Origin of the sequence: Mucilaginibacter galii (assembly GCF_014635825.1) — a bacterium.
Lineage (GTDB): Bacteria > Bacteroidota > Bacteroidia > Sphingobacteriales > Sphingobacteriaceae > Mucilaginibacter > Mucilaginibacter galii.
On sequence record NZ_BMDO01000016.1, the window covers coordinates 12,188 to 39,125 of the forward strand.

Genomic DNA, 26,938 nt, shown 5'->3' on the forward strand with positions numbered 1-26,938 from the left:
CATTCAATATAGACCAAGGAACCATTTTTGCAGATGAAGAATTGGCAAGAACGGTATCCAGCGTTCCAGAGGAAATCCTTAATTGAAATGATAAGATCGGAGCACTAAAACTGGTCAATTATGTAACGCCATCATTCTTGATGATTCGAACGATGATATTTGGCTGAATTCTATATAAGGTAAGAGAAAAGTTAACTGAATGCTAATAAACTTAGGAGATGAGTCCTAATTTTTCAATGTTATCGATCTTGGATGTAACATTCTTAAAATCAGTTAAAAAGTTCGACTTTTGTCCGGTTCCTTCTACATTGACGCCACTCTTAACAAAGGTGGCGTTTTTTTTATTATTCTTTAATTTTTGTGAAATGCCATAACCTAATTTTTGAATTTCTCATAAATTTAAGAGCCATTTGGGTTCGAGTCCTCTTCTGGTTATTAGAAAGTTTCCCTATAATATAAATGAAATGCACTCCATTGAGAGATTCAATTTGGTAATATTCTTATATAACTTTACAATTCTAATCGCAACTAATATAGAACAGAAATTGGCATTAAGTATGTCATATCATTCACGTTAAACATCTTTAATTCTTTGATAAAGCATACTCTCCCAGCGGAAGACCTTTAGAAGTAATTGATAGGATTTTTTAACTGAATGGTTTTGAATCCTGTTAGACTTACAATTCCATTACTCTTTCAAAGATTTATGCAGTAACCTGTAGCATTTGATTAATCGCTAATTTAGTAGGCTTGAGTTTGAGCCCAAAGGGCCACTTAGGTTGAATTGAAGCCTCTATGTAACTGTTGAAGTAAACTAACATCAGACCGCGATTTGGATTGTTTACCTAAAGTATAAATTGACCAAAGGATCTGCATTTAGTTTCGCGAATCAAATTTCAAAGTACTCCTCAGCCACATAATGAAAAAGATCAGCATTGTCTTGCGATATGTCTAAGCACTCCAACACCAGCTGTGTATAGGGATGGTAAGCTATCTTTAGGCCATCAAATTGAGTATTTTGCTGGCACCAACCTGCATATTTTCAATAGCAGACATATAAACCAAAATGGACATGTCACTTTGAAAATGCTCATTCTGGTTGAAGCTAACTTGATTGAAGGCTTCTGAAATTACGGCATTAGTGCCTAAACACTTGTCTGTCAGCCAGGACTCCTGCATCAAATTGAATATTGCCTGTAAAGAGGTCATCTGCCTTTTGGTATCTTCCAGGTCCTCCGTCAGAGCTGCTTTAAGATTTCCAAAAGTAGCCTGTTCTACCAATTCTGGCAGGCACCCTGTAAGACTAATCTTCGCATTATAAAGAATGGTTAATTGTTGAACAAATACCGCACGCAATGCATCGATATCAAGAAACTTATTTTCGATTATAGACATAGGTAAATGATTGTATAGAAGATAAATAGTGGGTTTAACCCATCGCTTGTGAACTGTTAAATGTGCTGTATAATTTGCTCTTTCGACTACTAAATCTTTTATTCAATATATGGCTTTTCAGACCATTTCCATTGCGATATCTCCGGCATGTCTTTGCCGTTTGTATAAATGTAATGCTTGTGTTCAATTAGCTTGTCCATCATTTGCTGCTTAAGGTAAACGCCTTTGCTGCCGTTTGATGGCAGGCGATCAATTATATCCATTACCAGGTGAAACCTGTCCATTTCGTTCAACACAGTCATATCAAAGGATGTAGTAATTATGCCTTCTTCTTTGTAGCCACGCACATGCATACCCGTGTTGTTGGCCCGGTTGTAAGTAAGGCGGTGTACCAGCCACGGGTAACCATGAAAAGCAAATACGACAGGCTTATTGGTAGTAAACAAGGCATCATAATCTTTGTCGGTTAAACCGTGACTATATTCTGTGCTTTTTTGAAGTTTAAACAAATCAACTACGTTGACCACCCTTATTTTAATTTCCGGCAAATGCTCCCTTAAAATAGAAAGAGCTGCAAGTGTTTCTAACGTAGGTACATCACCGCTGCAAGCCATAACTACGTCGGGCTCAATATTCTGGTCATTGCTGGTAAAGTTCCAGATGCCGATGCCGCGTGTGCAATGGTCTACCGCTTCATCCATAGTGAGCCATTGTGGCGCAGGATGTTTAGCGGCTACAATAAAATTTACATAATGAGAACTACGCAGACAATGATCCATAACCGACAATAAGCAATTGGCGTCGGGTGGTAAGTAAACGCGGACAATGGTCGCCTTTTTGTTAACTTAAATTTTAATAATCAGACAGTTAAGTTAGATCGCGACTGCCTTTCTTTTTTCTGTTTAAACAATATTGAAAAAAACGGTGTGCACAAAGCAAAACAGATTTTAACGGCAATATTGAACAACTGGATGCTAAACATCAGGCAAAAGGTTGGACGCTGGCATTTCAGCCCGAACAACTTAAAGCTTACTCGGCAACACTGGACAGTATCATTAAGCACGAGGGAATATTTGTATACCTATTTTGCCAATCTGCAACGTTTAGGGCAATTAACAGGAAATGAAAAATCAAGAATAAGATGCCACTCTGCTAATAATAAATATTAACGCTCAAATTAGCAAAACGGCTTTAAGAGTTTTTTCAAGGATTTTTATAGCCGTTTTGTAAAAGTCGATTTAATTTCTTTTATTTGCCTACTAAATCGATAGACTTTATAGAATTAATCATGAATCAACCGCTACTTCACTATGATCTGAAGCTCCCACTTGCTCTCGCAAGTGGCAAAAGAGCCACCAATTTCCCAACTAAAAAAGATACCTCAAGCATGTCCCTGTACATGTGCAGCACCTGTTGTTGCTAACCGCCGTCGTTCTGACAGCTGTTCAAATCTCACAAACATAACACGGCATCACTGATCTGCGATTGCAGGATAGTACGCTTTACATTGATCACATATTTATTATTATGAAACACCTTTACATAAAGGGTGTGCTGGCATTGCTTTGGGTTTTAGTTACCCAGGTGGCCATTGCACAGCCCGGTAGTCAGCCTACCATCAAATCCAAACTTATCGGCACGGTTGTCGATGCTAATAACAAACAACCCATTGCAGGGGCGGTCGTTAAAATTAAAGGAACCACGCACGCTGTATCTACTGATGCAGATGGCAAGTTCAGTTTCGTAACCGGGCAAAGCTTTCCTTACACATTGGTGGTTAGCTTTATCGGTTACATTCAGCAAGAACTAAGAGTGGATGGCAGCCCTGTTGAGATACCATTAAAAGAAAACATCAGTCAGCTAAATGATGTGGTAATTACCGGTTACACCACGCAGGAGCGTAAATATGTTGCAAGTGCCATTACCAGCATAAGTGGTGATGTAATTAAAGACCAGCCTGTAGCAGGTTTTAACCAGTTATTGCAGGGCAAAGTAACTGGTGTTCAGGTATTGGCCAGCAATGGTACACCCGGCGGAGGTATCACCTTCCGTATAAGGGGCAATAATTCGATCAATGCTTCGGTCGATCCTTTGTATATTATCGACGGGGTTTTCGTGAGTAACGCAGACCCGATACAAACCGGGTTAGGTAATCAGCAAGGCTCCAACCCACTGGCCGACATCAATCCTAATGACATTGAAAGCATACAAATCTTAAAGGATGCCAACGCAACTGCCATTTACGGCTCTTTGGGCGCCAATGGGGTGGTTATTGTTACTACCAAGCGAGGCAAGCGCAACACGGCTGCCCGTATCAGCCTTAATACTTATCAGGGTTGGTCTACCGCAATCAATAAATTCAAAGTAGCAACCGGTCCCGAAACTGCCATACTCACCAATGAGTCGAGAGTAAATACAGTAAAAGATAACCCCAACTTACCTGCACCAACATTAATTGCCAATGCAGAAGGGCAGCCTACTTACGATCGCTTTGCCGACCTATTCCGTACCGCACGCACGCAAAATTATGAGCTGGCCACTCAGGGAGGTACCGAAAGGAGTAACTATTACATTGGCTTAGGCTATTTGAACCAGGATGCCGTAATAAGGCCATCTGGTTATACTCGGTATACTGCCCGATTAAATTATGATACCTATTTAACCAACAAACTAAAGGTAGGTACCAGCATAAATTTGAGCCGTTCTCGCCGCAACCTGAGTGGTAGCGACAATAGCCCTACCGGAGTCATTAACTCTGCTTTATTCCCACGTTCTTATCTTCCTATTTATAATGCCGACGGCACCTATGCACGTTACGGAAGTTTTGATAACCACATTGCCCTTATTGAAAACTTAGATAATGACGCCGTAGGCTGGCGGACTATTGGCAATATCTATGGTGAATACACCATCATCCCCGGTTTAAAACTGCGCAGCAGTTGGAGTTTGGATAATGGCAGTGAGTACGAGAACAACTATTCTAATACGCTGATCAGCGCAGGTATCTCCTCCTTAGGATCGGCTGCCTCCTATGAGAATAAGAATTTGGTGCTTACCAATGAACAGGTGTTAAACTACATTAAAACGTTTGGAAATGGAAAGCATAACATTAATGCCTTAGTAGGTAATACCATTAACACGGTACTCACTCAAAACACCTCCGCAACCGGGACAGGGTTTGCTGCCAACAGCTTAAAATCTGTTGCTGTTGCAGCTACCCGTTCGGGCTCTTCATCAAGGGCCGAGTCAAAACTTTTATCGTTTTTTAGTAAGGTAAGTTATACCTACGATAACAAGTACACCATTGATGGTAGTATCCGGGCAGATGGCTCTTCGAAATTCGGTGTGAATAAACAGTGGGGCTATTTTCCATCGGGAGGCTTTGCATGGCGCGCCGGACAGGAAGAATTCATCAAAAAACTCAACATTTTTGATGAATTGAAACTGCGTGCCAGCATTGGCCTATCCGGCAATCAAAACGGCATAGGTTCTTACGCGGCGCAAGGTCAGTGGTCTTCGGGTGCAAATTATCTCGAACAACCGGGCACTGCGCCATCCCAACTGGCTAACCCCGACCTTACCTGGGAAACCACCCGCCAAGTTGACTTCGGTGCCGAATTTGGTTTCCTGAAAAACAGATTGAACATTGTAATTGATTACTACAACAAGTACACTTATGATCTGCTGTTAAACGTTCCGGTGCCATATCGTTCAGGCTTTGCGTCTTACCTGCAAAACTATGGCGCAGTACGCAACAAGGGTGTCGAATTTGCTGTAAATTCAACTAACGTACAATCGGTAAATTTTAAATGGACAACTAACTTCAACATCTCGTACAATAACAACAAGATCGAAAAGCTGGCATCAGATATCGCGCTGGGTGCATCCGGCCGTAATATTTCCATCTTGCGACAAGGTTTTGCTGTGAATTCCTTTCAGTTGTACAAACAATTGTATGTAGACCCGCAAACGGGTAATGCGGTTTACGACGATGTAAATAAAGACGGGCAGATCACATCTGCCGATCGCCAGATTGTAGGCAACGCATTACCTAAGTTCACAGGTGGTTTTACCAACAACCTAAGCTACAAGAACGTAGACTTAAGCTTCTTCTTTTATTTCCAACAAGGCAACAAGATCATGAATATGAATGACTTTTTCATGGTTCATGGCGGTTTGCAGGCTAACATTGGGTTTCTGCCCCGCCAATTAGAGCGCTGGCAAAAGCCGGGTGATCAAACGGATATCCCGCGCTTAACAGCCGATAGCCGTAACCCAGCTGTAAATGGCGGAGCCGCTAATAATTATGGTGGCAATGTAGCCAACCTAAGTTCACGCTACCTGGAAGATGGCTCATTCATCAGACTGAAGACTTTTAGTTTAGGTTATAACCTGCCGGCATCGCTTTTACAGAAAATCAAAATCAGCAAGATCCGTCTGTATGCACAGGCAACTAACCTCCTCACCTTTACAAGATATGGAGGCCTCGACCCTGAGGTAAGTTCACAAAGCAGTAACCAGAATACAGCAGGCTACGATTGGGCAACTATTCCACAACCCAAAACTTTCCAGATTGGTGCTAACGTAACATTCTAACCTCTAAAAAAGAATATCATGAAAACTTTATATATAAAAAATATATTGCTGGTCGCTACGGTTTTAGTGACTGCTTCCTGCAAGAAGTACCTGGAAGTAATACCCAACAATGCCTTGCCTACCGAAAGCGCCATAACAGATGCTGGCACCGCCCGTGCGGCGATCATTGGTGCTTACGATAGAGTTCAAGGTTATTATGCGTCAAGTTACCCAACACTGGGCACTATCACTACCGATAACGTGGTATTCAACGGTACCCTGAGCGAATACCTGCAGTTAGATCAGAATGCCGTACCAACCGACAATGTGATCACGGTATCGGCTTATCAGAGCATCTACCGGGCCATCAATTCTGCTAACAGTGTGATAGCTTATGTACCCGCTGTACAGGACGCACAGTTAACTACAGTCGAAAAAAATAAAATTTTGAGCGAAGCTTACTTTATAAGAGCCTTAGGTTACTTTGACCTGGCTCGTGGCTGGGGTGGTGTTCAGTTACAGCTTAAACCGACTACCGACCTTACGGTACTTAAAGGTATTAAACGCAGTACACTCGACCAAACTTACGACCAGGTACTGGCAGACTTGATACAGGCCGAACAATTGTTGCCCGAAGATGCTACTACCCGTAACCGGGCGCAAAAGAGTGCTGCCCGTGCATTAAGAGCGCGGCTGCATCTTTACCGCAAACAGTGGGCCGATGCCGAGAATTATGCTACGCAAGTAATCAGCAATACCAAATACTCGTTAGTAAAACCATATAAAAGCTTCTTCACAGCACCGTTCCAAACAGCCGAATCGGTATTAGAGCTGGCCTACTCGGTTAACGACCGTAACACGTACTGGAACCTTTGGTACCCAAGTTCCGCAGGCGGGCAATACACCTTGAAGCCATCTGATGCTTTGGTTACTAAACTGAACAACCCATCTATTGGCGGCACACGCAATACACTCGTAGCCGGCACTGGTAGTTCGGTTTACGGGGTATTGTATAACACTACCGCTACAGGAACAGATCCATCTTATCTCATTCGTATAGCCGAGTTGTACCTCATCCGTGCGGAGGCACGTGCCCAGCAAAACAAACTTGTTGAAGCCACAGCCGATTTGAATGCTGTGCGTTCAAGAGCTGATGCAGGCGCAACTACAGCGGTGGGCCAAGGTCCGTTGTTGCAGGCCATTGAGGATGAGAACGGCGTTGAGTTTGCCTTTGAGGCGCACCGCTGGTTTGACCTGGTGCGTACTGAGCGGGCCGGTGCAGTGCTTGGCTTAAACAACCGCAACTACTGGCTTTTCCCTATCCCCTACTCTGATGTATTATCAGACCCTGATGTAACTCAAAACCCTGGCTATTAATTTACTTAAACCATATATAAAATGAAATTATTCCATAAGATTGGCGCTTCGCTTATAGTTATATTTATAGTAACGCTGCAGCAAGTATCGGCACAAAACAATTACTTTTTCCCTAAAGCTACGGCTCTTGATAGTAGAATCCCAACGCCAGAGCAGTTCCTGGGGTATCCTATCGGTTCGTATTTTACCCGGATAGATCAAGTCAACGCTTATTTTAGAGAGCTTGCCCGCGTAAGCGACCGGGTACACGTGCAAACTATTGGTAAAACTTACGAACAGCGCGAACAGATCATTGTGACCATTACCTCGCCGTCTAATTATGGCAGGTTAGAAGACATCCGTAAGGAACACCTGAACCAGATAGATCCGGTGAAACCTGTTTTAGGAAACAATGCTCCAATCATTGTTCATTTGGGCTACGGAGTACATGGTAACGAAACTTCGAGTACTGAGGTAAGCTTGCTTACCGGCTATTACCTGGCCGCAAGCAACGACCCAGAAACCCAAAAATGGCTGAGCGAGTCGATCATCTTCATCGATCCTGCCTTGAACCCTGATGGCCGCGACCGTGCTGCTAACTGGCACAATGCCTATCATTCTTTCCCACCGGTGGGCGACCCGGTAGATAAAGAGCATGTTGAAGGTTGGCCTGCCGGGCGTACTAACCACTATTTTACGGATCTTAACCGCGACTGGTTAAACCTGGTACAGGTAGAAAGCCGTAACCGCATAGAATTCTTTCACAAATGGTATCCTAACGTACAAATTGATTTTCATGAGCAGGGAACCAACGCTACGTATTATTTTGAGCCATCCCCTAAACGCCACGAAAGCCCTATTGTGCCACAATTCTTATATGAATACCAGGCGATCTTAGCTAAGTACCATGCAAAAGCTTTAGATGATATTGGCTCGTTTTATTTTACCAAAGAAAATTATGATAACCTCTCGCCTATTTATGGTTCAACTTATCCCAAGTTCTTTGGATCGGTAGCTGCTACATTTGAACAGGCCAGTTCGCGCGGCATTCAACAGGAATCGAGCAATGGATTGGTTACTTTTGCATTCACTATCCGCAATCACCTGGCCACCAGTTTTTCTACCATCCGTGGTGCCGTTGCAGAAAAAGCAGGATTATTCAAAGTACAAAAAGACTTCTTTAAATATGCTTTGGATCAAGGACAAAAAAACCCGGCCAAGTCATATGTATTTGGCGATAGCAAGGACGTAAATCTTACGCAAAAATTCTTGGGCCTGTTGTTACAGCACCGCATCAAAGTTTATGAGCTGAACGATAATTATACCCAGGATGGCAAAACGTTTGAGAAGAGTAAAGCTTACGTAGTGCCCTCGGCTCAACCCAACTTTTTGCTGGTACACTCCATATTTGAAGAAAACATATTGCAGGATAGCATCTATTATGATAATACAGGATGGAGCATCATCCACGCTTACGGTTTAAAATATGCAAAAACACCGGTAGTGGTAGCTAAAGCAGCAGAGATTAATAGCCTGAGTCTGGCTAAAGGCGAGGTAGAAGGAGGCAAATCGAGCTATGCTTATTTACTTAACTATAGCGACTATAATGCGAGTAAAGCGCTTTACAAATTGTTGCTTAAGAATGTACTGGTTAAGACCGCTTTCAAATCATTTACGGTAACCACAGGGTCGGGTAAACATGCTTATAGCTCGGGCTCGTTAGTGATACCGGTTGCTGGACAAAGCATTTCGGCCGATTCGCTTTATAAAGCCGTACAGGAAGTTGCCGCCAACACTCACATCAACGTATTAGCAGTAAACGGAGGTTTCAGTGCCGAAGGAATTGATTTGGGTAGCAGCAACATTAAAGCTATTCGTAAGCCGGAAGTAGCGTTGGCCTTCGGTCAGGGAGTAGTGGCTTCCGAAGCTGGTCAGGTATGGTACCTGCTAAACCAACAGTTGGATATGCCGGTAACTAAAATTGACCTGAGTAGCTTTGCACGGGCCTCCTTAAAAAGGTACAACGTGTTGGTACTGCCAGCAGGTAACTACAGTGCCTGGGACAACACCGTTGTTGAAAAACTAAAAAGCTGGGTGAATGATGGAGGTACGCTGATTACTTTTCAAACTGCTACAGCATGGGCTGTACAGCAAGGTTTAGTAAAAGAGAAGCTGGTTGAAGCCGATTTTTCCAGCCGTGGTGGTCGTGGAGATACACCTGCGCCAGCTCCCGAACAAAATGTTGCAAATGCTGGTGCTCCTGCGCAAACGGCAAGTTCGACCCGCCGAAACAACGTGCCAGCCATTGTTGGAGCCGAAGATGCTACTGCAAAAAAAGAAAAACAAACCCGTTTAGACTATGCCCGCCAAGAAGATGTGGAAGGCTCAAGAAGAATTAACGGCGCCATTTTTCAGGCCGATTTGGATATTACCCACCCAATTGCTTTTGGCGTAACCAGCCGCAAACTGTTTATTAATAAAAATGGGCCAACCATATTAGTACCCAGTACTAATAAATACACCACTATTGCTCAATACAATAGCAAACCATTTATAAATGGTTATTCCTCAAAGGTTAACATCAACAGAGTAGCCAACTCTGCAGCTATTATAGCTGCTGCAAATGGTAACGGCGAGGTGGTTCTTTTTGCTGACGATCCTACTTATCGTGGGTACTGGTTAGGTACAAACCGGTTGTTTTTAAATGCCATCTTTTTTGCCAACCTGCTTAACGGCGGCGGCGGCCTTGGCGGCGAATAATTAACTTAAGTGCCATTTGCAACAGCAGGTGGCACTCATAAGGCGGAGTGGCCGAGTGGCTAGGCAGAGGTCTGCAAAACCTTTTACGACGGTTCGAATCCGTCCTCACGCCTCACTTTGTTATCAAAATTCAGGCATTTGTAAAAACCTGAATACACTTGGCAGGTGATATGGTTTATTTTATACAATTCCATACATTTGAATGTCTACCAGATCCGTAGATTAATATTTTATGAGCAAGATCGTCATTTCACACGAGCATCCCGATTGGTTTAAACCATTGTTCGCCGAACTAGAAAAAAGGGGAATACCCTATGAAACAGTAAACCCTACACAACATAATTACGCCATTGAAGAAAGCGCGCCCGATATCGCGCTTTTCTTTAATCGCATGAGTCCGTCTGCTTATCTGCGCGGCGGTGTACAGGGTACGTTTTATACATTAAATTATTTAAAGCATTTAGAAGAGCATGGCATCCGGGTGATCAATGGCTACAAGGCATTTGTTTACGAAACGTCAAAAGCATTACAACTTCAATTGCTGCAAAAGCTGGGCATCAAATTTCCTAAGTCGAGAGTGATCAACCATCCATCGCAAATAGAAGCCGCCACTGAGGGGTTAAGGTTCCCGATCGTGGTTAAGGCTAACATTGGCGGTAGTGGTGCCGGTATCGAGAAATTTGATTCGATAGAAGAAGTGCGCGAAGCAGTAAAGAATGAACAGATCGATCTGGGAATAGATCATACGGCATTGGTGCAGGAATTTATTCCGGCACGTGGCGGCTATATTACGCGTGTAGAAACGCTTGGCGGCAAGTATCTGTATGCCATCAGGGTTTATACATCGGGCGAGAGCTTTAATCTTTGCCCGGCAGACATTTGCCAAACCACCACTGGTCAGGACTTGGTGCGCAATGCATGCGCGGTGGATGCACCCAAGAACGGGCTTAAGGTGGAATCCTATACACCGCCTCCTAATATTATTAAGAGCATTGAGACTATAATGGAGCAAAGCGGTATTGACGTTGGTGGTATCGAATACATTATTGACGATCGTGATGGTGAGGTATTATATTATGATGTGAACGCCCTTTCGAACTTTGTTGCCGATGCTGTGAACGTGATCGGTTTTAACCCGCACGAACGCCTGGTTGACTTCCTGGAGAAGGAAGCTGTGCAAGAAATTGAGAATATTGCTGTTGTTTAAGATCAGCTAAACCTAAAGAAAACCAAATATGGAATATGGATACTGGCTGCCGGTATTTGGCGGCTGGCTGCGCAATGTAGAAGATGAGAACATGACCCCGACCTGGGATTATGTGAAAAAGCTGGCTATCAGAAGCGAGGAAATCGGTTTTGACCTGGCTCTGATTGCCGAACTTTACCTGAACGATATTAAAGGAGAAGAAGAGGCATCGCTTGATGCATGGTCTACCGCTGCGGCATTAGCTGCCGTTACTCATAAACAGGAATTGATGGTTGCGGTTAGGCCTACTTTTCATAACCCGGCTCAATTGGCCAAACAGGCTGCCAATATTGATCACATTAGTGGCGGGCGCATTTCACTCAATGTGGTATCATCATGGTGGAAAGATGAAGCCGAGAAATACGGTATACAGTTTGAGCAGCACGATGACCGCTATGCCCGTACGGCCGAATGGCTGGAGGTAGTGGATAAGGTTTGGAAACAAGACCATTTTAGTTTTGAAGGTAAATACTATAAAGTAAAAGATAACATATTGCAGCCCAAACCCGTGCCTAACCGCCCGCGACCGAAGATCTATGCCGGCGGCGAATCGGAAGCCGCAAAAGAGCTTATATCTTCAACCTGTGATGGCTATGTGATGCACGGCGATTCTCCCGAAATGATTGGCCGTCGTATAGCAGACCTTAGCGAACGACGGGAAAAGAAAGGCTTACCACCCATGAAGTTTGGTGTGGCTGCATATAGTATTATTCGAGATAGTGATTTAGAAGTAAAACGCGAACTCGAACGGATCACCAATGTAAAAGAAGGGTCTTCGGGATATAAAAATTATCAGCAATGGTTATCCGGTACACAGCTAGATCAGCATGTATCTCTACAGGACTATTCTGTTTCTAACCGTGGCCTGCGTTCTGGGTTAATTGGAACACCATGGCAGGTACAGGATCACATTGCCAAATTTGAAAAGATCGGTGTAGATTTCTTCTTATTGCAATGTAGTCCTCAATTAGAAGAGATGGAGCGTTTCTCGGATAGTATTATTGCAGCTCAAGTACAAGGTTAGCTGAGCCTTGGGATTTTATAATGAGTAGAATTATATATTCTTATCTTTACAATCGCAAGACTTCTGATGGAAACATTAATATCCACTTAATTATCATACAATTAGCAAAAGTCCTGTTACTATATGATTGATCGAAATTCTACTCATATCACAGTGACAGCCTTTTCGTATTTTGACCTATTTTAAGACTCGGATGGAATTTGCATGAAAAGCATCATGCTGTGCCGGATCAATGGAGGGATGCGCCAAAGTGAAGACTTCGGTTTGTTGAAAGTCTTTAGTGGCTTTTTCTATAGCCATTATCAAGGCTGTGGTTAAATATACTTTTTTTTTAGATCATCTTCAATTATATCAACTATAAATTTAAAGAGTCTTAACAACAGCGCTGATCAAGCCGATGCAAATACAGGTTGTTTCGTTAAATATCCATATTTAAATCTAAAGATGACTGCATTACAGGTAACATATGTATTGGCGTAAACGTAGTGGTTAGATTAGATAATCAAAGAGAGTGATAAAATGTGTAAATATACATTGCCAAGTGACTACAAGACTTGGCTACATGTAATTGAATTCAAATCATCAATCAAGCGGTTCGATAATAGTCCGTGCAAGAATATCCAAACGCAAAAATGGCCTACGTAACCCGTCACACCAGATCCCATTGGGTAAGACCGTGCCGCTTACGCAAAGAATCAAATTACTCAAGTTAGCCGCCAGGCAAAACATGTGGATCATCGAGGAAGATTACGAAAGCGAGTTCCGTTATAAGCACCGGCCGATACCGGCGCTAAAAGGCTTGGATACTTTTGGCAAGGTCATTCATATTGGATATTTTAACAGGACCATCTTTTCGGTTTTGCGCATAGGCTATATGGTATTACCGACTGTTGAAATGGCGCAGCATATTACTATGATCAAAGCAATGACCGACCGTCAGGATGGGATAATTGATCACGCAATACTTACAAAGTTTATTGTTGAAGGTCACTTTCTACGGCACCTGCGCCGGATGAGGCTGATTTATAAAAAATTACAGACGAAACTTATCTCCTTGTTGAAAAAGCATTTCGGGAATGAAATTCGCATCACGTCCACGGATGCAGGAATGCATATCATTGTTTGGTTCCTAAATGCCAAGCATCCCGAAAACATTCCTCAATTAGCTAAGGAGATTGGAATGGTCATTTATGCCGTCGATTAGCTAGCCTTGAAGTTTGAAATCCCAACGCCTTTATTTTAGGGTCTACTGGATCCAAAGGAATGGTGATGGAAGATGCCGTTGTCAAGCTTAAGCAAATAGTATAAATGGCATAATTAACAATCCTAAATTTCAAACCTATCTGTAGACTAAAGTAAATTGGGTACGTTAATCTATATGAATTGAATTTATACCCTAAAATATTAATTTAAGGAAAAGGGTTTTTTTCAATCGATTCAATCTTCGACTTAACATCTTGAAGATCAGTTAAAAAGTTCGACTTTTGTCCGGTTCCTTCTACCCAAGTAAAAAGCCTCAAGTCGAAAGATTGAGGCTTTTTGCATTTCGTATATATCTATCAGACTCACATTAGGCCTTCGATTATAGGTTATAGTCATGTGCCGCTAAATCATCGGATTATGAATCAAGTAAATTCTGATAAAATTTTAATTTAATACCGCAAACTTATAATCTTTGCATTCTCAGGCTATGCAAACTTTTTTAATAAAACAGCATCTTTTTAAGGAAACTGAATACCCATTAAGGTACCAACGAAGCGTATTACTTAAGACGGTGACTGTTCAGTTTGGTGTTCTTTTTCTTTTCCTATTGCTGTTTAAACCTTTTGGTACCTATGTGCCGGAGCACCGGGTGAATTATTCCATCATCTGTCTCCTGCACGCCCTTTCGCCCAGCCTCATTATCTATGCCTACTTCTATTTATTAAGTTATGTATACGAGTATACCTCCAGGCTTAAAAGTTGGACTCTACTACAGGAGTATGCGCACCTTGCCATTGCTTTCTTTTTAGTAGGGCTCGCAAGTTTTTCAATGCGAAGCTTAATTTATAATAATCCGAATAACTGGTCATGGGGTTATTTGGGAGAAGAGATCCGCAACTGTTACCTGGCGGGCATCCTTTTTTATTTTCTATTACTCTTTGCAGGTGCGTACTTGCGGTCAAACCAAGCACCCTTTGCAACTGAAGAAGATCTTATTGATACCGATCTTCCGAACGAGAGCAAAGGTACTGTGAATACCAAAATGTCTATTAAAACGCAGGTAAAACAAGATGATTTCAGCTTTAATCCTGCCAATCTTCTCTATGCCAAAGCAGATGGCAATTACATTGAGCTCACTCTTAGCATCAATAACCAGGTCTTTACTGAGTTGAAGAGAATATCGCTTAAACAGTTCGAAGCGCAGCTCGCGACTTGCCCTTTCCTGTTTAGGTGCCATCGGGCATATTTGGTTAATTTACAGCACATCAAAAAGGTTTCCGGTAATGCGCAAGGATACACGCTTTTGCTACATATGGCCGAAGAACGGGTGCCTGTTTCTAGAACGCAGTTAGAAGTATTCAATAGTCGCTTTGAAAAATTGGCTGGCGCTATTGCTGGCTGATTGTTGTTCATCACAAAGGTTTGTCGCTGGTCACAACGCCCTTTTATGGCATCTAAGAACATAGTAGGTTTGCCATCACACTTCCGAATGTTAAGCAAGTTTATTTGCCAAGAAACTTCGGTAAGCATATAATCACTTCCAAAAGAATAAATCATGCCAGCACTTACCCAACCTTTATCCGCTACCCAACCCCAATATGAAAAGCTATTTTATATTGACAACATCAGGATTATTTTAACCATATTGGTAATCCTGCATCATACATTTATTACTTACGGTGCCTCAGGCGGATGGTACTATAAGGAGCCGACCACCCATTTAGGTGCGCTGATTCCAATGACGGTTTTTGTCAGCGTGAACCAGTCATTTTTTATGGGTTTCTTTTTCTTTTTGGCGGCCTTTTTTACTTACTCGTCTTTTTACCGTAAAGGAACCAGGCAGTTCGTCACGGACCGGCTTGTACGCCTTGGCATACCACTGATTTTCTATACTTTCGTTTTTTCACCATTTTTAAGCTTCCTGGTATACCGGTTTACCAAAGAAATCCCGATCAGCTACTCACAATACCTTAGTGTGTTTGATGGTTGGATAGATTTTGGCGTTCTATGGTTTGTGGCTGCATTGCTGTTATTTACGCTTATCTATGTGCTTAGCCGAAAGTTATTTAGAACATGGACGCAAAGGTCCCTACCAGTTCCAGAAACAAAAACCATCTTATGTACTGCATTACTAATGGGTTGTATAAGTTTTATTGTTAGGATTCTCTTCCCGGTTGGCTGGGTGCTTAAACCTTTAGGCTTTCAGTTGGGGCACTTTACGCAATACATATTCTTGTTCACAATTGGTTTACTCGCTGCAAAAAATAACTGGCTGGAGCAGCTCTCTTACCGTACCGGCAAGCAAATGCTGGGGGTTGCCATTGTACTGCTTTTGTTCTTCCCGGTATTCTTTCTTATCCGAACAAAGCTTCACATGCCCATCGAATGGTATTCGGGAGGATTTAACGGATTGTCGCTGCTGTATTCCGTTTGGGAGCAATCTATAGGTATGTCAATTATCATAGCTTTTTTGGCTATAGGTAAGCAATACTGGAATACATCCTCTTTAGCTTTAAGCTATTTATCACGGTGTTCATTTGCAGTTTATATTTTCCACCCGCTGACACTCATTGCATTATCGATGGTATTTCGCAACTGGAATGCCGATCCGGCAATGAAACTTTTGGTGGTGGCTCCATTAGGTGTGGCAGGTAGCTTTTTGCTGGGATTTCTTATTTTGGCATTACCCGGAGTAAAGCGAATTATATGAGTTAAATGAATAATTCCATACTTAACATAAAGCATTTTACTGGATGCTTGGAGTGATATAACTAGTTCATTTAATTCATACCTGGCTTTAAACAAATATTACGTCAGTTATTCTGTTTAGCATTTATAACACTATCCGCTTTAGATCTTCCATCAAGCGGTTCGATTTCAGTCCGATTAGGGCTACCCAAGTAAAAAGCCTCAAGTCGAAAGATTGAGGCTTTTTGCATTTCGATATCTATAGTCCTTTTCCTGATAGCAATAATGTCAAATTGTACAGGAACAACAAGGCCGAAAACAGCCGGTTTAAAATAAGGTATTTTAAAACGTTGGATGTATATGCGGTTACAAAATCATCTTGTGCATAATTTTATTTTGATGGCTTTAAGTTTGATATAGTTTTCAAATTTTCTGGAAATTTGTTCGACATCTGTAGCAGTGGACTCGCCTAGCTCCCTCAGTGGTAACACTGTTACATTATCACTTTACATGCTAATGCAATAACTAACAACACAAGCTAAAAAGTTAATAATCACTTAATGCAAAATTGAAATAATTGCTACAGTGCCCGTGTACTTTTGTAACGATGTCACACTCAGTTGAAGTACAAACCGCCCAATGGTTAAACGGAGATGAGCGCGCCTATAAAGGCGTGTTTGACTATTATTACCCCAAGTTGTATGCCGCTGGTTACCGTATTCGCAAAAATTGCGAAGAATGCGAAGAACTGGCTATGAATGTTCTGCTGAAAATATGGCAACACAAGGGAAGTATCCAAAATATAATTAATCTGGAAGATTACCTGTACGGTATGCTGCGGCAGGAAATTAGCCGTATAGTGAGAAAAAAAATCCTCCAAACTCAGGAGTTGGATTTAGTACAGAAATACCAAATTTTTACCGAAGTTGACAGTCAGTTCAATCTTAAAGAATTACAACGCAGGTATGAAATAGCACTATCAAAGATACCGGCTAAAAGGCTGGAAATATTTTTGCTTAGCCGTGATAAGGGGTATACCTATCAGGAAATCAGCAAACAACAGAATATCTCCAGCAATACCGTGCGCAATCACATTGCTTCGGCCCTTAAACTCCTTAAGAACGAACTGCACGAATACTCGGATATTTTCCCGCTAATTGTATTACTTGCCATTTTAAAACGATAAGGTTTGCCCTGGCAGGTGTTAAGCGGTTGTTAATTCCATATCAAGTTTTTTATTACCATAGTACACCCTCACTACTTTGGGCTTCTTACTGGTAGAACACCGGAAAAGGATGAAGAAACCCTCAAAGCAAGCACTCATAAATTATTTCAAAGGCAGCAGCATGCCCGATGAACAGGAGGCTATAGAAATCTACTTGGCTTTAGAAACAGATACAGCTTATGTAGAGCTTTGTTTAAAAGAAGCAATGGCCGATTTGGGTGACGCACCTCTCACATTTCATCCTGAACAACGAGAAAAGGCATGGTCTAAATTTAAAACTCTCCTCACTGCTAAGGGGGCCATACCTATGTACACCAATGGTAGCAAATGGCTTACCTATGCGGCGGCAATAACTATGTTCTTATTAACTGCTACACTCGTTTTCTATTTACGGCAGTCAACCGGAGTACTACAAAACATTGTAATTTACCAGCGTATTAAGGCCGGATATGGAAAAATAGAGCATATTACCTTGCCAGATAGCAGCCATTTATCACTCTTCCCCGGAGCGGTTGTAGATATCCCCAATAATTTTAATGCCCGTAACCGGAAAGTGTTTTTAAATGGCCGTGCTTATTTTGAAGTTACCCATAACAAACAAAAGCCCTTTTATGTACGCACGTCAAAAGTAACCACCCGCGTATTAGGAACCTCGTTTGAAGTTAACGCGGCCAAAGAAGCCGAAATAGCCTCTGTCACATTACGTACAGGCCGGGTTGCCGTAAGTAATAAATTTCACAAACTGGCCATTTTACAACCCGGCCAAAAGCTCACTTATCACCAGGTTACCGGCAAGTATGTAATGGAACAGGTACAACCTAATAAGTTGCTACGCTGGGTAAAAGGCGAACTAACATTTGAGCAAACCAATTTTGCAGAGATATGCCTGCAATTGGAAAAATGGTACCATATCTCTATTAAAGTACAAAACAAGCAGTTACTGCAAAAAAATATCACCGCAAACTTCAAAGGCCAGTCTGCCAAACAAGTACTTGATATTTTGTCGGCAACTGCCGGCTTTAACTACAAAGCGAGCAACAACATCATTCACATTTATTAACATAGGAGGAGATGAAACAAATCTACTAAAACTAAAAACCGCCCTGCGTTAACAGGACGGCAAATTAACCAGCCGATATAATCGGCCAGCAAATCGAATTTTAATTACAGGGCGGCAACCCTATAACCAATCAAAATTAACAATGAAATCATCATTATGGCCCATCGTATTTAATAAATTTTACCGGCGGTGCCTTTCCCTGGTACTGCTGTTTTTAACAGCACATGCCTTACCGGCAGCAGCGGCGCAAATATTAGAACAAAATTTACAATTGCAGTCAGCACAATATAGCGGTCAGCAATTAATTGAGATTATTAAGAAACAGGCAAATGCGCAAGTCTCTTATGATGAAACGGTGAATGGAAGGCTTGGCCGTAACATTACTGTACGTAAAAAACACACATCTGTAAAAGAGGTGTTAGGGTGGTTAAAAACTGATGCCGGCATCACCTACAACAACCAGGGAAACTTTATTGTACTTACTGTTATACAAGCAGGCGGTGCCCAGGATAGTAAAATTATGGGTAAGATTACCGATGAAACAGGGCAGCCTTTACCCGGCGTTACCATACGTATTGCAGAATTGAACAGGGCTGCAGTAAGCAATGCTGAAGGAAATTATTCAATTAACGCTGCGCCGGGCAATTACACGGTAGATGCCAGCTACATCTCGTACGAAACCCAGCATATTTCCAGTGTTAAGGTAAAAGCAGGTGAAAATACGCTACTGAACATTGGAATGAAGCCATCAACAAAATCGCTAAACGAAGTTTTGGTAACGGCTTTAGGCATTAAGCGGGAAGAAAAATCATTGGGTTATTCCGCTCAAAATGTAACTTCTAAAAGCCTGGAAGATGCCAAGACCAACAATTGGGTGTCATCACTATCGGGCAAAGTGGCTGGTTTAAATATTGTGAGCACTGGCTCAGGCCCCGTTAGCTCTTCGCGTATAACGCTCCGGGGCGAATCGTCGTTAAACCTCGACAACAACCAGGCGTTAATTGTTATTGACGGTATACCCGTAAGCAACCGCATTACCGGCACAGGTTATAAGGCGCACCTGGCAGCCGATAGCCCCGTTGATTTTGGATCGGACGTGTCAGACATTAACCCAGATGATATTGAGAAAGTAACGGTTTTAAAGGGGCCGGCTGCAACCGCACTTTATGGTAGCCGTGCAGCCGGTGGTGCCTTAATTATCACCACCAAATCGGGTCAGCGTAACGATAAAGGTTTGGGTATTACCTACAACGGCAACCTGAGTTTTGACGGGGTAATGAAATGGCCCGATTACCAGTTTGAATATGGCGAAGGCCGTACCGATAAATATTACTCTTACGGCGATAGCCCGGATGGTGTAAGTACCGCCGCCGCTGCTGCACAGGGCAGGGCTTTTGGCCCCAAATTTAACGGCCAAATGTATTACCAGTACAACCCTAACTCGCCCGATGGTAAACCAACAGAGCGTACGCCCTGGGTTGCGCATAAAGATTATATTTCTAAATTTTTTAATACAGGTATTACCCGTACTAATAATGTTTCAATTGAAGGCGGTAACGAAAATGGTTCGGGCAGGCTATCGGTCACCCATTTAAAAAACGACTGGTTAGTGCCTAATACAGGATTTGAAAGATTATCGGTAGCCTTATCGGCCAGTCAAAAAATATCCGATAAACTTAAAATTTCGGGCAAAGCCAATTACACCAACAAGCGCAGCGATAACCTGCCGCTATCGGGGTATAATAACCAAACCATCATGTACTTTATGATATTGGGTACCACACCCAACGTAGATATTGACTGGTTTAAACCATACTGGCAACCCGGCCAGGTAAATATTCAGCAGAGGTTGCCCTTTAACCCCGGACCTGATAACGTATACCTGCAGGTATATGAAATGCTCAATAAAATTAATAAAAATGGGGTAATTGGTAATGTAATGGCTAATTACACCTTTAACCCTAAATTGGAACTGATGCTCCGCTCGGGAGTAGATTTGTCTAACGAATTTCGCTCGCAGCAGCGCCCCTACAGCATGACCAAGTACCCTAAGGGCAGCTACCGCGAACAAACGGTGTTCAATTTCGAGAGCAATACCGACATCTTACTGTCTTACAAAGACAAGTTTTCTGATAAACTGAAGTTCTCATTATCGGGCGGTGGTAACTTAATGAAGCAGACCTATAACTTTGCAGGCATTTATGCCGATCAGTTAGCACAACCCGGTGTTTATCAACTCTCTAATAGTTTAGACCAAGCTGTTGCCGACCCTAACAAGAGCGAGAAAGCGATTAACAGCTTATATGCTTTTGGCCAGTTGTCTTACCGCGACCTTGCCTACTTAGATGTTACCGGCCGTAACGATTGGTCGAGCACGTTGCCTTATGGTAACAATTCTTTCTTTTATCCATCGGTAAGCAGTAGTTTTATCTTGAGCGATATATTTAGCCTGCCTAAGGCGGTATCGTTCGCAAAATTCCGTTTCTCTTGGGCACAAGTTGGTAACGATACCCGGCCTTATCAAACTGCCAAGTATTATGATAAAATATACAGCAACAGTTTTACCAATCCTGCAACACTGTTCAATGCTAATTTAAAGCCCGAGATCACCTCAAGCTTTGAAACCGGTTTAGATATGCGCTTTTTTCAAAGCCGCTTAGGTTTGGATTTGGCCTTGTATACCAACAATAGCCGTAACCAGATTTTGGCCATTCCGCTCGATCCTATTTCAGGTTATTCAAGCGCTTTGTTAAACGCGGGTTTAATTAACAGCCGCGGTATTGAATTGCAGTTGACCGGTAAGCCGTTTAATAATCCAAAGTTCAAGTGGAATACCACCGTTAATTTTTCCAGCAACCGCAGCTATGTAAGAGAGTTGGCCCAGGGTATCACCAATCAGGTGATTTACAATCATGATACCAATGTTTCTATTGAGGCACGTGTAGGTGGCCGCATGGGCGATATGTACGGACGCGGCTTTCAGCGTTCGCCCGATGGCAAAATTATTTATGCAAGTACAGGTGTGCCTGCCGAGTTAGACCCAACACTTAAGGTTTTTGGTAATGCTTTTCCGGATTGGAAAGCTGGCTTACAAAATGAATTCACTATTAAGAATTTCAGGATAAGCTTTTTAATTGATGGACAAAAAGGAGGCAGCGTATTTTCACAAACCAGCCATAAGTTAAATACGCTCGGCAAAACCAAAGTTACACTACCAGGTCGTGATGGCGGTATAGTTGGTGATGGTGTTGTTTTACAGCCCGACGGCAGCTACAAACCTAATACAGTAAATGTGCCCGCCAGTAAATATTATGATGAGTATTACAAGATCACCAACGCTGAAGTAAACATCTATGATGCTTCTTACATTAAACTGCGCGAAGCCAGGATCGATTTTAACCTACCGGCTAAATTGATCACTAAGCTGCATTTGAAACAAGTGATGCTTGGCGTTTATGGCCGTAATTTACTTATCATCACCAACTTTCCGGCCTTTGACCCCGAGGCGGCAAACCTTAATAACGGCACCATAACCCCGGGCGTTGAATTAACCCAGTTTCCTACCGAAAGAACATTCGGCTTAAATCTTACACTCAAACTTTAACCATACAGTTATGAAGTTTAACGTTATACCTAAAGTTGCTGCCCTTATACTGGTAACAACTGTTTTACTTACCTCGTGTACTAAAAGCTTTGAAGAGCTTAATACCGACCCTAACCGCCCCAAGGAGGTTACGCCCGGTGTTATGCTGGGGCAAATGCAGTATAAGTTTGTAACCAGAAGTATTGACGGTTCGCGCCGTTTTACGCATGAACTGATGCAGGTTACCGCACCAAGGAGCAGCGTTAACGGTGGTATCCATCGCTATGTGATCACCCCAAGCAGCAATGATTTTTTATGGACAGGCTTTTATACTTCGCTTACTGATGTACAAGATATGTACAATATAGCCTCAAAGTTAAAGGAGAATAACTACATGGCTATATCTCTGATTTATAAGTCATGGGCCTATTCTATACTTACTGACGCATTTGGTGACTTGCCTTATTCACAATCCACCCAGGCATCAAATGGCATTTTGAAACCAGCTTTTGACCAGCAAAAAGATATTTACCCTCAAATATTAAAAGACTTGGCTACGGCCAATTCTTTACTTGATAATAAGAAGGCATTAACATATGGTGGCGATTTTTTGTACAATGCCAATGCCTTAACAGGTAGCACCAATGAAGGTATAAACCGGTGGAAAAAGTTTTGTAACTCTTTGCGTTTACGCTTGTTGCTCCGAATATCCAAAAGAAGCGGTGAGGTTGATGTTAATAGCGAGATTAATGCCATACTAGCCGACCCGGTTAAAAATCCGGTTTTTGCCTCTACCACTGATGATGCTATTTTCAGGTTTCCGGGTACATTCCCTTACTTCAATCCCTACTACAATGCACGTTTGAGCGATTGGCGCCAGGGCGATTATTACACCAAGTTTTTCATCAACAAAATGAATACCGACGAAGACCCCCGCAGGGCAGTTTGGGCAACGCAGGTGGCCGTAAATGGTGCCAATGTTTACCAGGGAATTGATAGTGGATACCCCTCAAGTACGGAATATGTAGTTGATAAAAACTCAAGCTACAGCGACGGCTTGAAAACCCTGCCACAATTGGGTATCATGATGACCTATGCCGAAGTAGAGTTTATTAAGGCCGAATTAGCGCTTAAGGGCTTTACCACAGGCAATTCTCCACAAAAGCATTATGAAAACGGCATTACAGCATCTATGACTCAATGGGGTGTGGCTTTACCTTCCGATTATTTGCAAAAAGCAGGTGTGGTTTTTAACCCTGTGGCAAGTGTTGATGCACAGCTACAACAAATTATGCTGCAAAAATATTATGCTTATTTCTTCGTCGATTATCAATCATGGTTTGAAAAAAGGCGTACAGGTTACCCTGTTTTGCCAAGAGGTGCCGGTATACCCGATGGTAACCAGTTTCCTTCAAGATGCCCTTACCCGGTTTACCTGCAATCATTAAACCCCGATAACCTGGCCAAGGCGGTAACCCTCATGGGTGGCGACAATAGTAATATCAAGGTTTGGTGGGATAAATAAATCATTCAAAAAAAACATAAAATGAAGACTATCATAAAACACACCATAGCTGCCGGTTTCGCATTATGGTCAATAGCGACAGCCGCATTTGCGCAACAAGCTAAAATAGTAATGCCAAAGCAGGGGCTTTGTGCACACAGGGGCGGCTTTGAAAGCACGCCAGAAAACACTGTTCCAGGCTTTGAAGAGGCCATTAAGTACGGGGCACAAATGATTGAGTTTGATATACAATTTACCAAAGATAGTGCACTGGTAATTATGCACGACGGTACAGTTGACCGTACCACCAACGGTAGGGGCGCTGTAGCAGATATGACCTTGAACGAAATACGTAAGCTGGATGCCGGCATCAAAAAAGGCAGCAAGTTTGCCAGTACTAAAGTGCCTACCCTTGACGAAACCCTGGCACTGATGCCTAAAAACGTTTGGCTTAATTGCCATTTAAAAGGCGGTAGTAAATTAGGCGCTGCAGTTGCTTTGGTTATTCAAAAAACAAACAGAATGCACCAGGCCTTTTTAACCTGCGAAGAAGATGCAGCACAAGGTGCAAGAGCCGCCTGCCCGGCCATATTGATTTGCAATGCCGATAGCAGGTACCGAGCCAATGTGCCTCAATATGTTGCAGCTACTATCAAAAACAAGGCAAATTTTATTCAGTTGCTGGTTTTGAAGCCTGGCGAAGACCGTACGGAGCAAATAGCATTACTGAAAAAGAACAACATACGCATTAATTATTTCGAAGCTCAAAAACCGGAAATGCTTGAAGACTTATTTAAAAGTGGTGTCGATTTTATATTGACCAACGATTTACCGCACTTTGTTACCGAAGCTAAAAGGCTGGGTATAGCACCTGTTCAGCCGATTTATTAATTATAAATTGATAAAGCAATCTACATGAAATTTAAGATAACCGTAATGCTTATAGCTATGGCATTGCCCGTATGCTATGCGCAAAAAGCACACCCTAAAAAAGGTAATGATGCAGGCAAAATACATAAAACCCTCATCGTTTTTTTTGATGGCCTGCGACCAGATTATATTACAGCCCAAAATATGCCTAACCTTTTCGCCTTTAAGCAGCAGGGAGCATATGGCAATCAACACCACAGTGTATTCCCTACCGTTACCCGGGTTAACTCTTCAGCTTACTCAACTGGTAGTTACCCGGCCAAAACCGGCTTAATGGGTAACACTGTTTATTTTCCGCAGGTAGATTCATTAAAGGGTATGGACACCGGAGATGCTATTAACCTGCAAAAAATTGATAAAGCTACCGGCGGGCATTTGCTAACTACCATTTCGTTAGGTGAGGTATTACAGGCGGCGGGTAAAAAGATGATGGTATTTAGTTCAGGTTCTACAGGGCAGGCTTTGCTGCAAAACCATACGGTTAGCGGAGGCGGTATTGTTAATCCCGATATGATATTGCCCGAAAACATCAAACAGCACATCATTGCCGAAGTGGGGCCTATACCGGCAAGTAATAAACTGGATAATGCCGCCAAGCATCAGTGGATAACCGATGCGCTTATTCGCTATGGCTTAGCTGCCGATGGTCCCGATGTAAGTGCTATTTGGCTATCTGACCCGGATGGTGCGGCGCATAGTACGGGCATTGGCTCGGCAGTTACTATGGCCTCCATTAAAACGGTTGATGCGCAGTTTGGGCGCATGATTCAAGCCATCCGGGAGAAAGGCCTTATCAATCAAATTAACATTCTTATCTCTACCGATCATGGATTTATAACCCATACCGGCAATCATGATGTAGCTTCATTACTGATAAGTAACAACTTAAAAGCAGCCACTCCAGGTACCGACGTAGTGATATCAGAAAATGCCATTTATGTTAAAAACCACAATGTTGATAAGATAAAACAAATTGTAAACTTATTGCAGGCACAACCATGGGTTGGTGCAATCTTCACGAAGGGGGCAAATGCCGGAGATTTGAAAGGAGTTGTTGCCGGAACACTTTCTTTTGAAGCCATACACTGGAATCATCCGCAAAGAGCGGCCGATATTGTAGTATCGCCTAACTGGAATGATAATAAGAATAACTTTGGTTATGCAGGTATGGATGATAGTAAGGGGGTGGCCGGCCATGGTGGTACCAGCCCGTACGAGATACACATCCCTTTCATTGTATCAGGGCCAGATTTTAAGAAAAATTATGTAAGCGAAATACCTACATCTAACACCGATATTACGCCAACCGTACTTTACTTGCAACATTTGAAAGTACCACAGCAAATGGATGGCCGGGTAGCAAATGAAATGCTGATCAACAACAAAGCAGCTTTGCCTGTGGTTAAAGTTCAGTATATTGAAGCAACAACACGCACAGGAAAAGATCTATATAAACTTCATATGCAACGATCAATTGTAGGTAAGCAACAATATTTTGATTTTACTAAAGTTACCCGGCAATAAGAACTGAAATAAAATGATAATTTATCTGTTGTGTTTATTACTGTTTTTAGGCCATTAAGTATTTGGAGATTTCAAGAAGTTAAGCCGTGCGGAAACGGTCTATATTTATTTGCTAAACACTATCTACCTGTTATGGATTTCATCCTATGTCCTTTTTCTAATAATTGCAGCCCTTAACTATAAGGGCTGCAATGCCAGCTAAAAAGTTCGACTTTAGTCCCGCTCCTGCTACTAATGTAAGTAAAAAGCCTTTCAGAGAAATCTGAGAGGCCTTTTTGTTTGGAAAGTTCGTGCAGTATAACCCCCAACGTAAGGGGTACATATGAAGGTACACTCGCAAAAGGCGAAAGGTACACTTGAAACCTTTATGATATTTCATCTATTAGCTATTTGTAACGAGCTAATTTTTTTAACCCATTAATCAATTAGCTATGATACACAGCTTTTACACTTTACTATATTCTATAAGTCTAAAGTCAAGATAACATACTTTCTCGAATCTTTTTTCAAATCACATTGAAACACTTGAGCAATGTTCAAATTATTATCCATTCAAGTGTAAACAACTTTCTCTGTTGCGTTAGAGCATTTCGTTCGAGAGTAAATTTCGATAAATACATTGCACATATGACAAACCTATAAAGATTATTATCAATTATGAAAATGTTTAAAGGCTGCGTTGGCTATTTTGAAAAAATATTGCTCATGTATTGTAATAATTAGTTTGCGGGAAAAAACTGTAATCAATTGAAATGGAGCCACGGCATCATATTTTAAACAAATTTATGATTGATTTATTCAATTGTGCTTATTCTCCCAAACGCACAATTGTAATTTCGAAACGTTAAAACCAATTAAACTGAAA

At 42.1% G+C, this 26,938-nt stretch carries 17 protein-coding genes, 1 tRNA gene and 1 pseudogene; 15 read left to right on the forward strand and 4 right to left on the reverse strand.

Going from position 1 to position 26,938, the window contains the following annotated elements; all coding sequences use genetic code 11:
- Positions 1–996: 996 nt before the first annotated feature.
- The 3 genes and pseudogenes from IEV61_RS19805 to IEV61_RS20720 all read right to left on the reverse strand — a co-directional run.
- Positions 997–1,395, reverse strand: a complete 399-nt coding sequence (locus IEV61_RS19805) for a DUF892 family protein (RefSeq protein ID WP_188418806.1) — start codon at positions 1,393–1,395, stop codon at positions 997–999.
- Positions 1,396–1,493: 98 nt separating this feature from the next.
- Complete coding sequence (locus tag IEV61_RS19810) at positions 1,494–2,174, reverse strand: phosphoketolase family protein (protein ID WP_229747225.1); 681 nt, start codon at positions 2,172–2,174, stop codon at positions 1,494–1,496.
- A pseudogene (locus tag IEV61_RS20720) lies at positions 2,166–2,228 on the reverse strand (hypothetical protein); the annotation flags it as partial. The gene IEV61_RS19810 and the pseudogene IEV61_RS20720, both read right to left, overlap by 9 nt.
- Before the next feature lie 694 nt (positions 2,229–2,922).
- On the opposite strand from IEV61_RS20720, the gene IEV61_RS19815 reads away from it, so the two are divergent.
- The 6 genes from IEV61_RS19815 (at position 2,923) to IEV61_RS19840 (ending at position 12,356) form a co-directional block, all read left to right on the forward strand.
- A complete protein-coding gene (locus IEV61_RS19815; protein WP_188418807.1) occupies positions 2,923–5,991 on the forward strand; it encodes a SusC/RagA family TonB-linked outer membrane protein in 3,069 nt (1,022 codons plus the stop codon).
- A gap of 18 nt (positions 5,992–6,009) precedes the next feature.
- The gene (locus IEV61_RS19820) at positions 6,010–7,347 is read left to right on the forward strand and encodes a RagB/SusD family nutrient uptake outer membrane protein (protein WP_188418808.1); all 1,338 of its coding nucleotides are present in this window, start codon (positions 6,010–6,012) and stop codon (positions 7,345–7,347) included.
- Positions 7,348–7,368: 21 nt separating this feature from the next.
- Positions 7,369–10,086 (forward strand): M14 family zinc carboxypeptidase, encoded by a 2,718-nt coding sequence (locus tag IEV61_RS19825; protein WP_188418809.1) that lies wholly within the window; start codon positions 7,369–7,371, stop codon positions 10,084–10,086.
- A 41-nt stretch (positions 10,087–10,127) separates the two neighbouring features.
- Positions 10,128–10,199: transfer RNA gene (locus IEV61_RS19830), tRNA-Cys, on the forward strand.
- Positions 10,200–10,318: 119 nt separating this feature from the next.
- Complete coding sequence (locus IEV61_RS19835; protein WP_188418810.1) at positions 10,319–11,293, forward strand: ATP-grasp domain-containing protein; 975 nt, start codon at positions 10,319–10,321, stop codon at positions 11,291–11,293.
- Between the two features lie 28 nt (positions 11,294–11,321).
- A complete protein-coding gene (locus tag IEV61_RS19840; RefSeq protein ID WP_188418811.1) occupies positions 11,322–12,356 on the forward strand; it encodes an LLM class flavin-dependent oxidoreductase in 1,035 nt (344 codons plus the stop codon).
- Between the two features lie 177 nt (positions 12,357–12,533).
- Here the strand turns inward: IEV61_RS19840 and IEV61_RS20725 are convergent, their stop codons facing one another.
- Positions 12,534–12,656 carry a hypothetical protein gene (locus tag IEV61_RS20725; protein WP_262890613.1) on the reverse strand — a complete coding sequence of 41 codons (123 nt, stop codon included), beginning with the start codon at positions 12,654–12,656 and terminating at the stop codon, positions 12,534–12,536.
- Positions 12,657–13,083: 427 nt separating this feature from the next.
- Here IEV61_RS20725 and IEV61_RS19845 point away from each other — a divergent pair, with 427 nt between their 5' ends.
- The 9 genes from IEV61_RS19845 (at position 13,084) to IEV61_RS19885 (ending at position 26,073) form a co-directional block, all read left to right on the forward strand.
- Positions 13,084–13,560 (forward strand): aminotransferase-like domain-containing protein, encoded by a 477-nt coding sequence (locus tag IEV61_RS19845; protein WP_188418812.1) that lies wholly within the window; start codon positions 13,084–13,086, stop codon positions 13,558–13,560.
- A 486-nt stretch (positions 13,561–14,046) separates the two neighbouring features.
- Entirely contained in the window at positions 14,047–14,961 is a 915-nt protein-coding gene (locus IEV61_RS19850) for a LytR/AlgR family response regulator transcription factor (RefSeq protein WP_188418813.1), read from the forward strand.
- Positions 14,962–15,114: 153 nt separating this feature from the next.
- Entirely contained in the window at positions 15,115–16,269 is a 1,155-nt protein-coding gene (locus IEV61_RS19855) for an acyltransferase family protein (RefSeq protein ID WP_188418814.1), read from the forward strand.
- A gap of 585 nt (positions 16,270–16,854) precedes the next feature.
- On the forward strand, positions 16,855–17,433 hold the full coding sequence (locus IEV61_RS19860) for a sigma-70 family RNA polymerase sigma factor (protein WP_188418815.1): 579 nt from the start codon (positions 16,855–16,857) through the stop codon (positions 17,431–17,433).
- Positions 17,434–17,542: 109 nt separating this feature from the next.
- Positions 17,543–18,532, forward strand: a complete 990-nt coding sequence (locus IEV61_RS19865; RefSeq protein ID WP_188418816.1) for a FecR family protein — start codon at positions 17,543–17,545, stop codon at positions 18,530–18,532.
- A gap of 142 nt (positions 18,533–18,674) precedes the next feature.
- Complete coding sequence (locus tag IEV61_RS19870) at positions 18,675–22,136, forward strand: SusC/RagA family TonB-linked outer membrane protein (RefSeq protein ID WP_188418817.1); 3,462 nt, start codon at positions 18,675–18,677, stop codon at positions 22,134–22,136.
- A gap of 10 nt (positions 22,137–22,146) precedes the next feature.
- Positions 22,147–23,640, forward strand: a complete 1,494-nt coding sequence (locus IEV61_RS19875) for a SusD/RagB family nutrient-binding outer membrane lipoprotein (protein ID WP_229747226.1) — start codon at positions 22,147–22,149, stop codon at positions 23,638–23,640.
- A gap of 21 nt (positions 23,641–23,661) precedes the next feature.
- Entirely contained in the window at positions 23,662–24,510 is an 849-nt protein-coding gene (locus IEV61_RS19880) for a glycerophosphodiester phosphodiesterase (protein ID WP_188418818.1), read from the forward strand.
- Between the two features lie 24 nt (positions 24,511–24,534).
- A complete protein-coding gene (locus IEV61_RS19885; RefSeq protein ID WP_229747227.1) occupies positions 24,535–26,073 on the forward strand; it encodes an alkaline phosphatase family protein in 1,539 nt (512 codons plus the stop codon).
- The last annotated feature ends 865 nt before the right edge of the window (positions 26,074–26,938 follow it).

What these genes read in the sequence shown, in the direction of transcription:
- IEV61_RS19805 (WP_188418806.1), bottom strand. Translation starts at nt 1,395, where the DNA reads ATGTCTATAATCGAAAATAAGTTTCTTGATATCGATGCATTGCGTGCG.
- IEV61_RS19810 (WP_229747225.1), bottom strand. Translation starts at nt 2,174, where the DNA reads ATGGATCATTGTCTGCGTAGTTCTCATTATGTAAATTTTATTGTAGCC.
- IEV61_RS19815 (WP_188418807.1), top strand. Translation starts at nt 2,923, where the DNA reads ATGAAACACCTTTACATAAAGGGTGTGCTGGCATTGCTTTGGGTTTTA.
- IEV61_RS19820 (WP_188418808.1), top strand. Translation starts at nt 6,010, where the DNA reads ATGAAAACTTTATATATAAAAAATATATTGCTGGTCGCTACGGTTTTA.
- IEV61_RS19825 (WP_188418809.1), top strand. Translation starts at nt 7,369, where the DNA reads ATGAAATTATTCCATAAGATTGGCGCTTCGCTTATAGTTATATTTATA.
- IEV61_RS19835 (WP_188418810.1), top strand. Translation starts at nt 10,319, where the DNA reads ATGAGCAAGATCGTCATTTCACACGAGCATCCCGATTGGTTTAAACCA.
- IEV61_RS19840 (WP_188418811.1), top strand. Translation starts at nt 11,322, where the DNA reads ATGGAATATGGATACTGGCTGCCGGTATTTGGCGGCTGGCTGCGCAAT.
- IEV61_RS20725 (WP_262890613.1), bottom strand. Translation starts at nt 12,656, where the DNA reads ATGGCTATAGAAAAAGCCACTAAAGACTTTCAACAAACCGAAGTCTTC.
- IEV61_RS19845 (WP_188418812.1), top strand. Translation starts at nt 13,084, where the DNA reads ATGTGGATCATCGAGGAAGATTACGAAAGCGAGTTCCGTTATAAGCAC.
- IEV61_RS19850 (WP_188418813.1), top strand. Translation starts at nt 14,047, where the DNA reads ATGCAAACTTTTTTAATAAAACAGCATCTTTTTAAGGAAACTGAATAC.
- IEV61_RS19855 (WP_188418814.1), top strand. Translation starts at nt 15,115, where the DNA reads ATGCCAGCACTTACCCAACCTTTATCCGCTACCCAACCCCAATATGAA.
- IEV61_RS19860 (WP_188418815.1), top strand. Translation starts at nt 16,855, where the DNA reads ATGTCACACTCAGTTGAAGTACAAACCGCCCAATGGTTAAACGGAGAT.
- IEV61_RS19865 (WP_188418816.1), top strand. Translation starts at nt 17,543, where the DNA reads ATGAAGAAACCCTCAAAGCAAGCACTCATAAATTATTTCAAAGGCAGC.
- IEV61_RS19870 (WP_188418817.1), top strand. Translation starts at nt 18,675, where the DNA reads ATGAAATCATCATTATGGCCCATCGTATTTAATAAATTTTACCGGCGG.
- IEV61_RS19875 (WP_229747226.1), top strand. Translation starts at nt 22,147, where the DNA reads ATGAAGTTTAACGTTATACCTAAAGTTGCTGCCCTTATACTGGTAACA.
- IEV61_RS19880 (WP_188418818.1), top strand. Translation starts at nt 23,662, where the DNA reads ATGAAGACTATCATAAAACACACCATAGCTGCCGGTTTCGCATTATGG.
- IEV61_RS19885 (WP_229747227.1), top strand. Translation starts at nt 24,535, where the DNA reads ATGAAATTTAAGATAACCGTAATGCTTATAGCTATGGCATTGCCCGTA.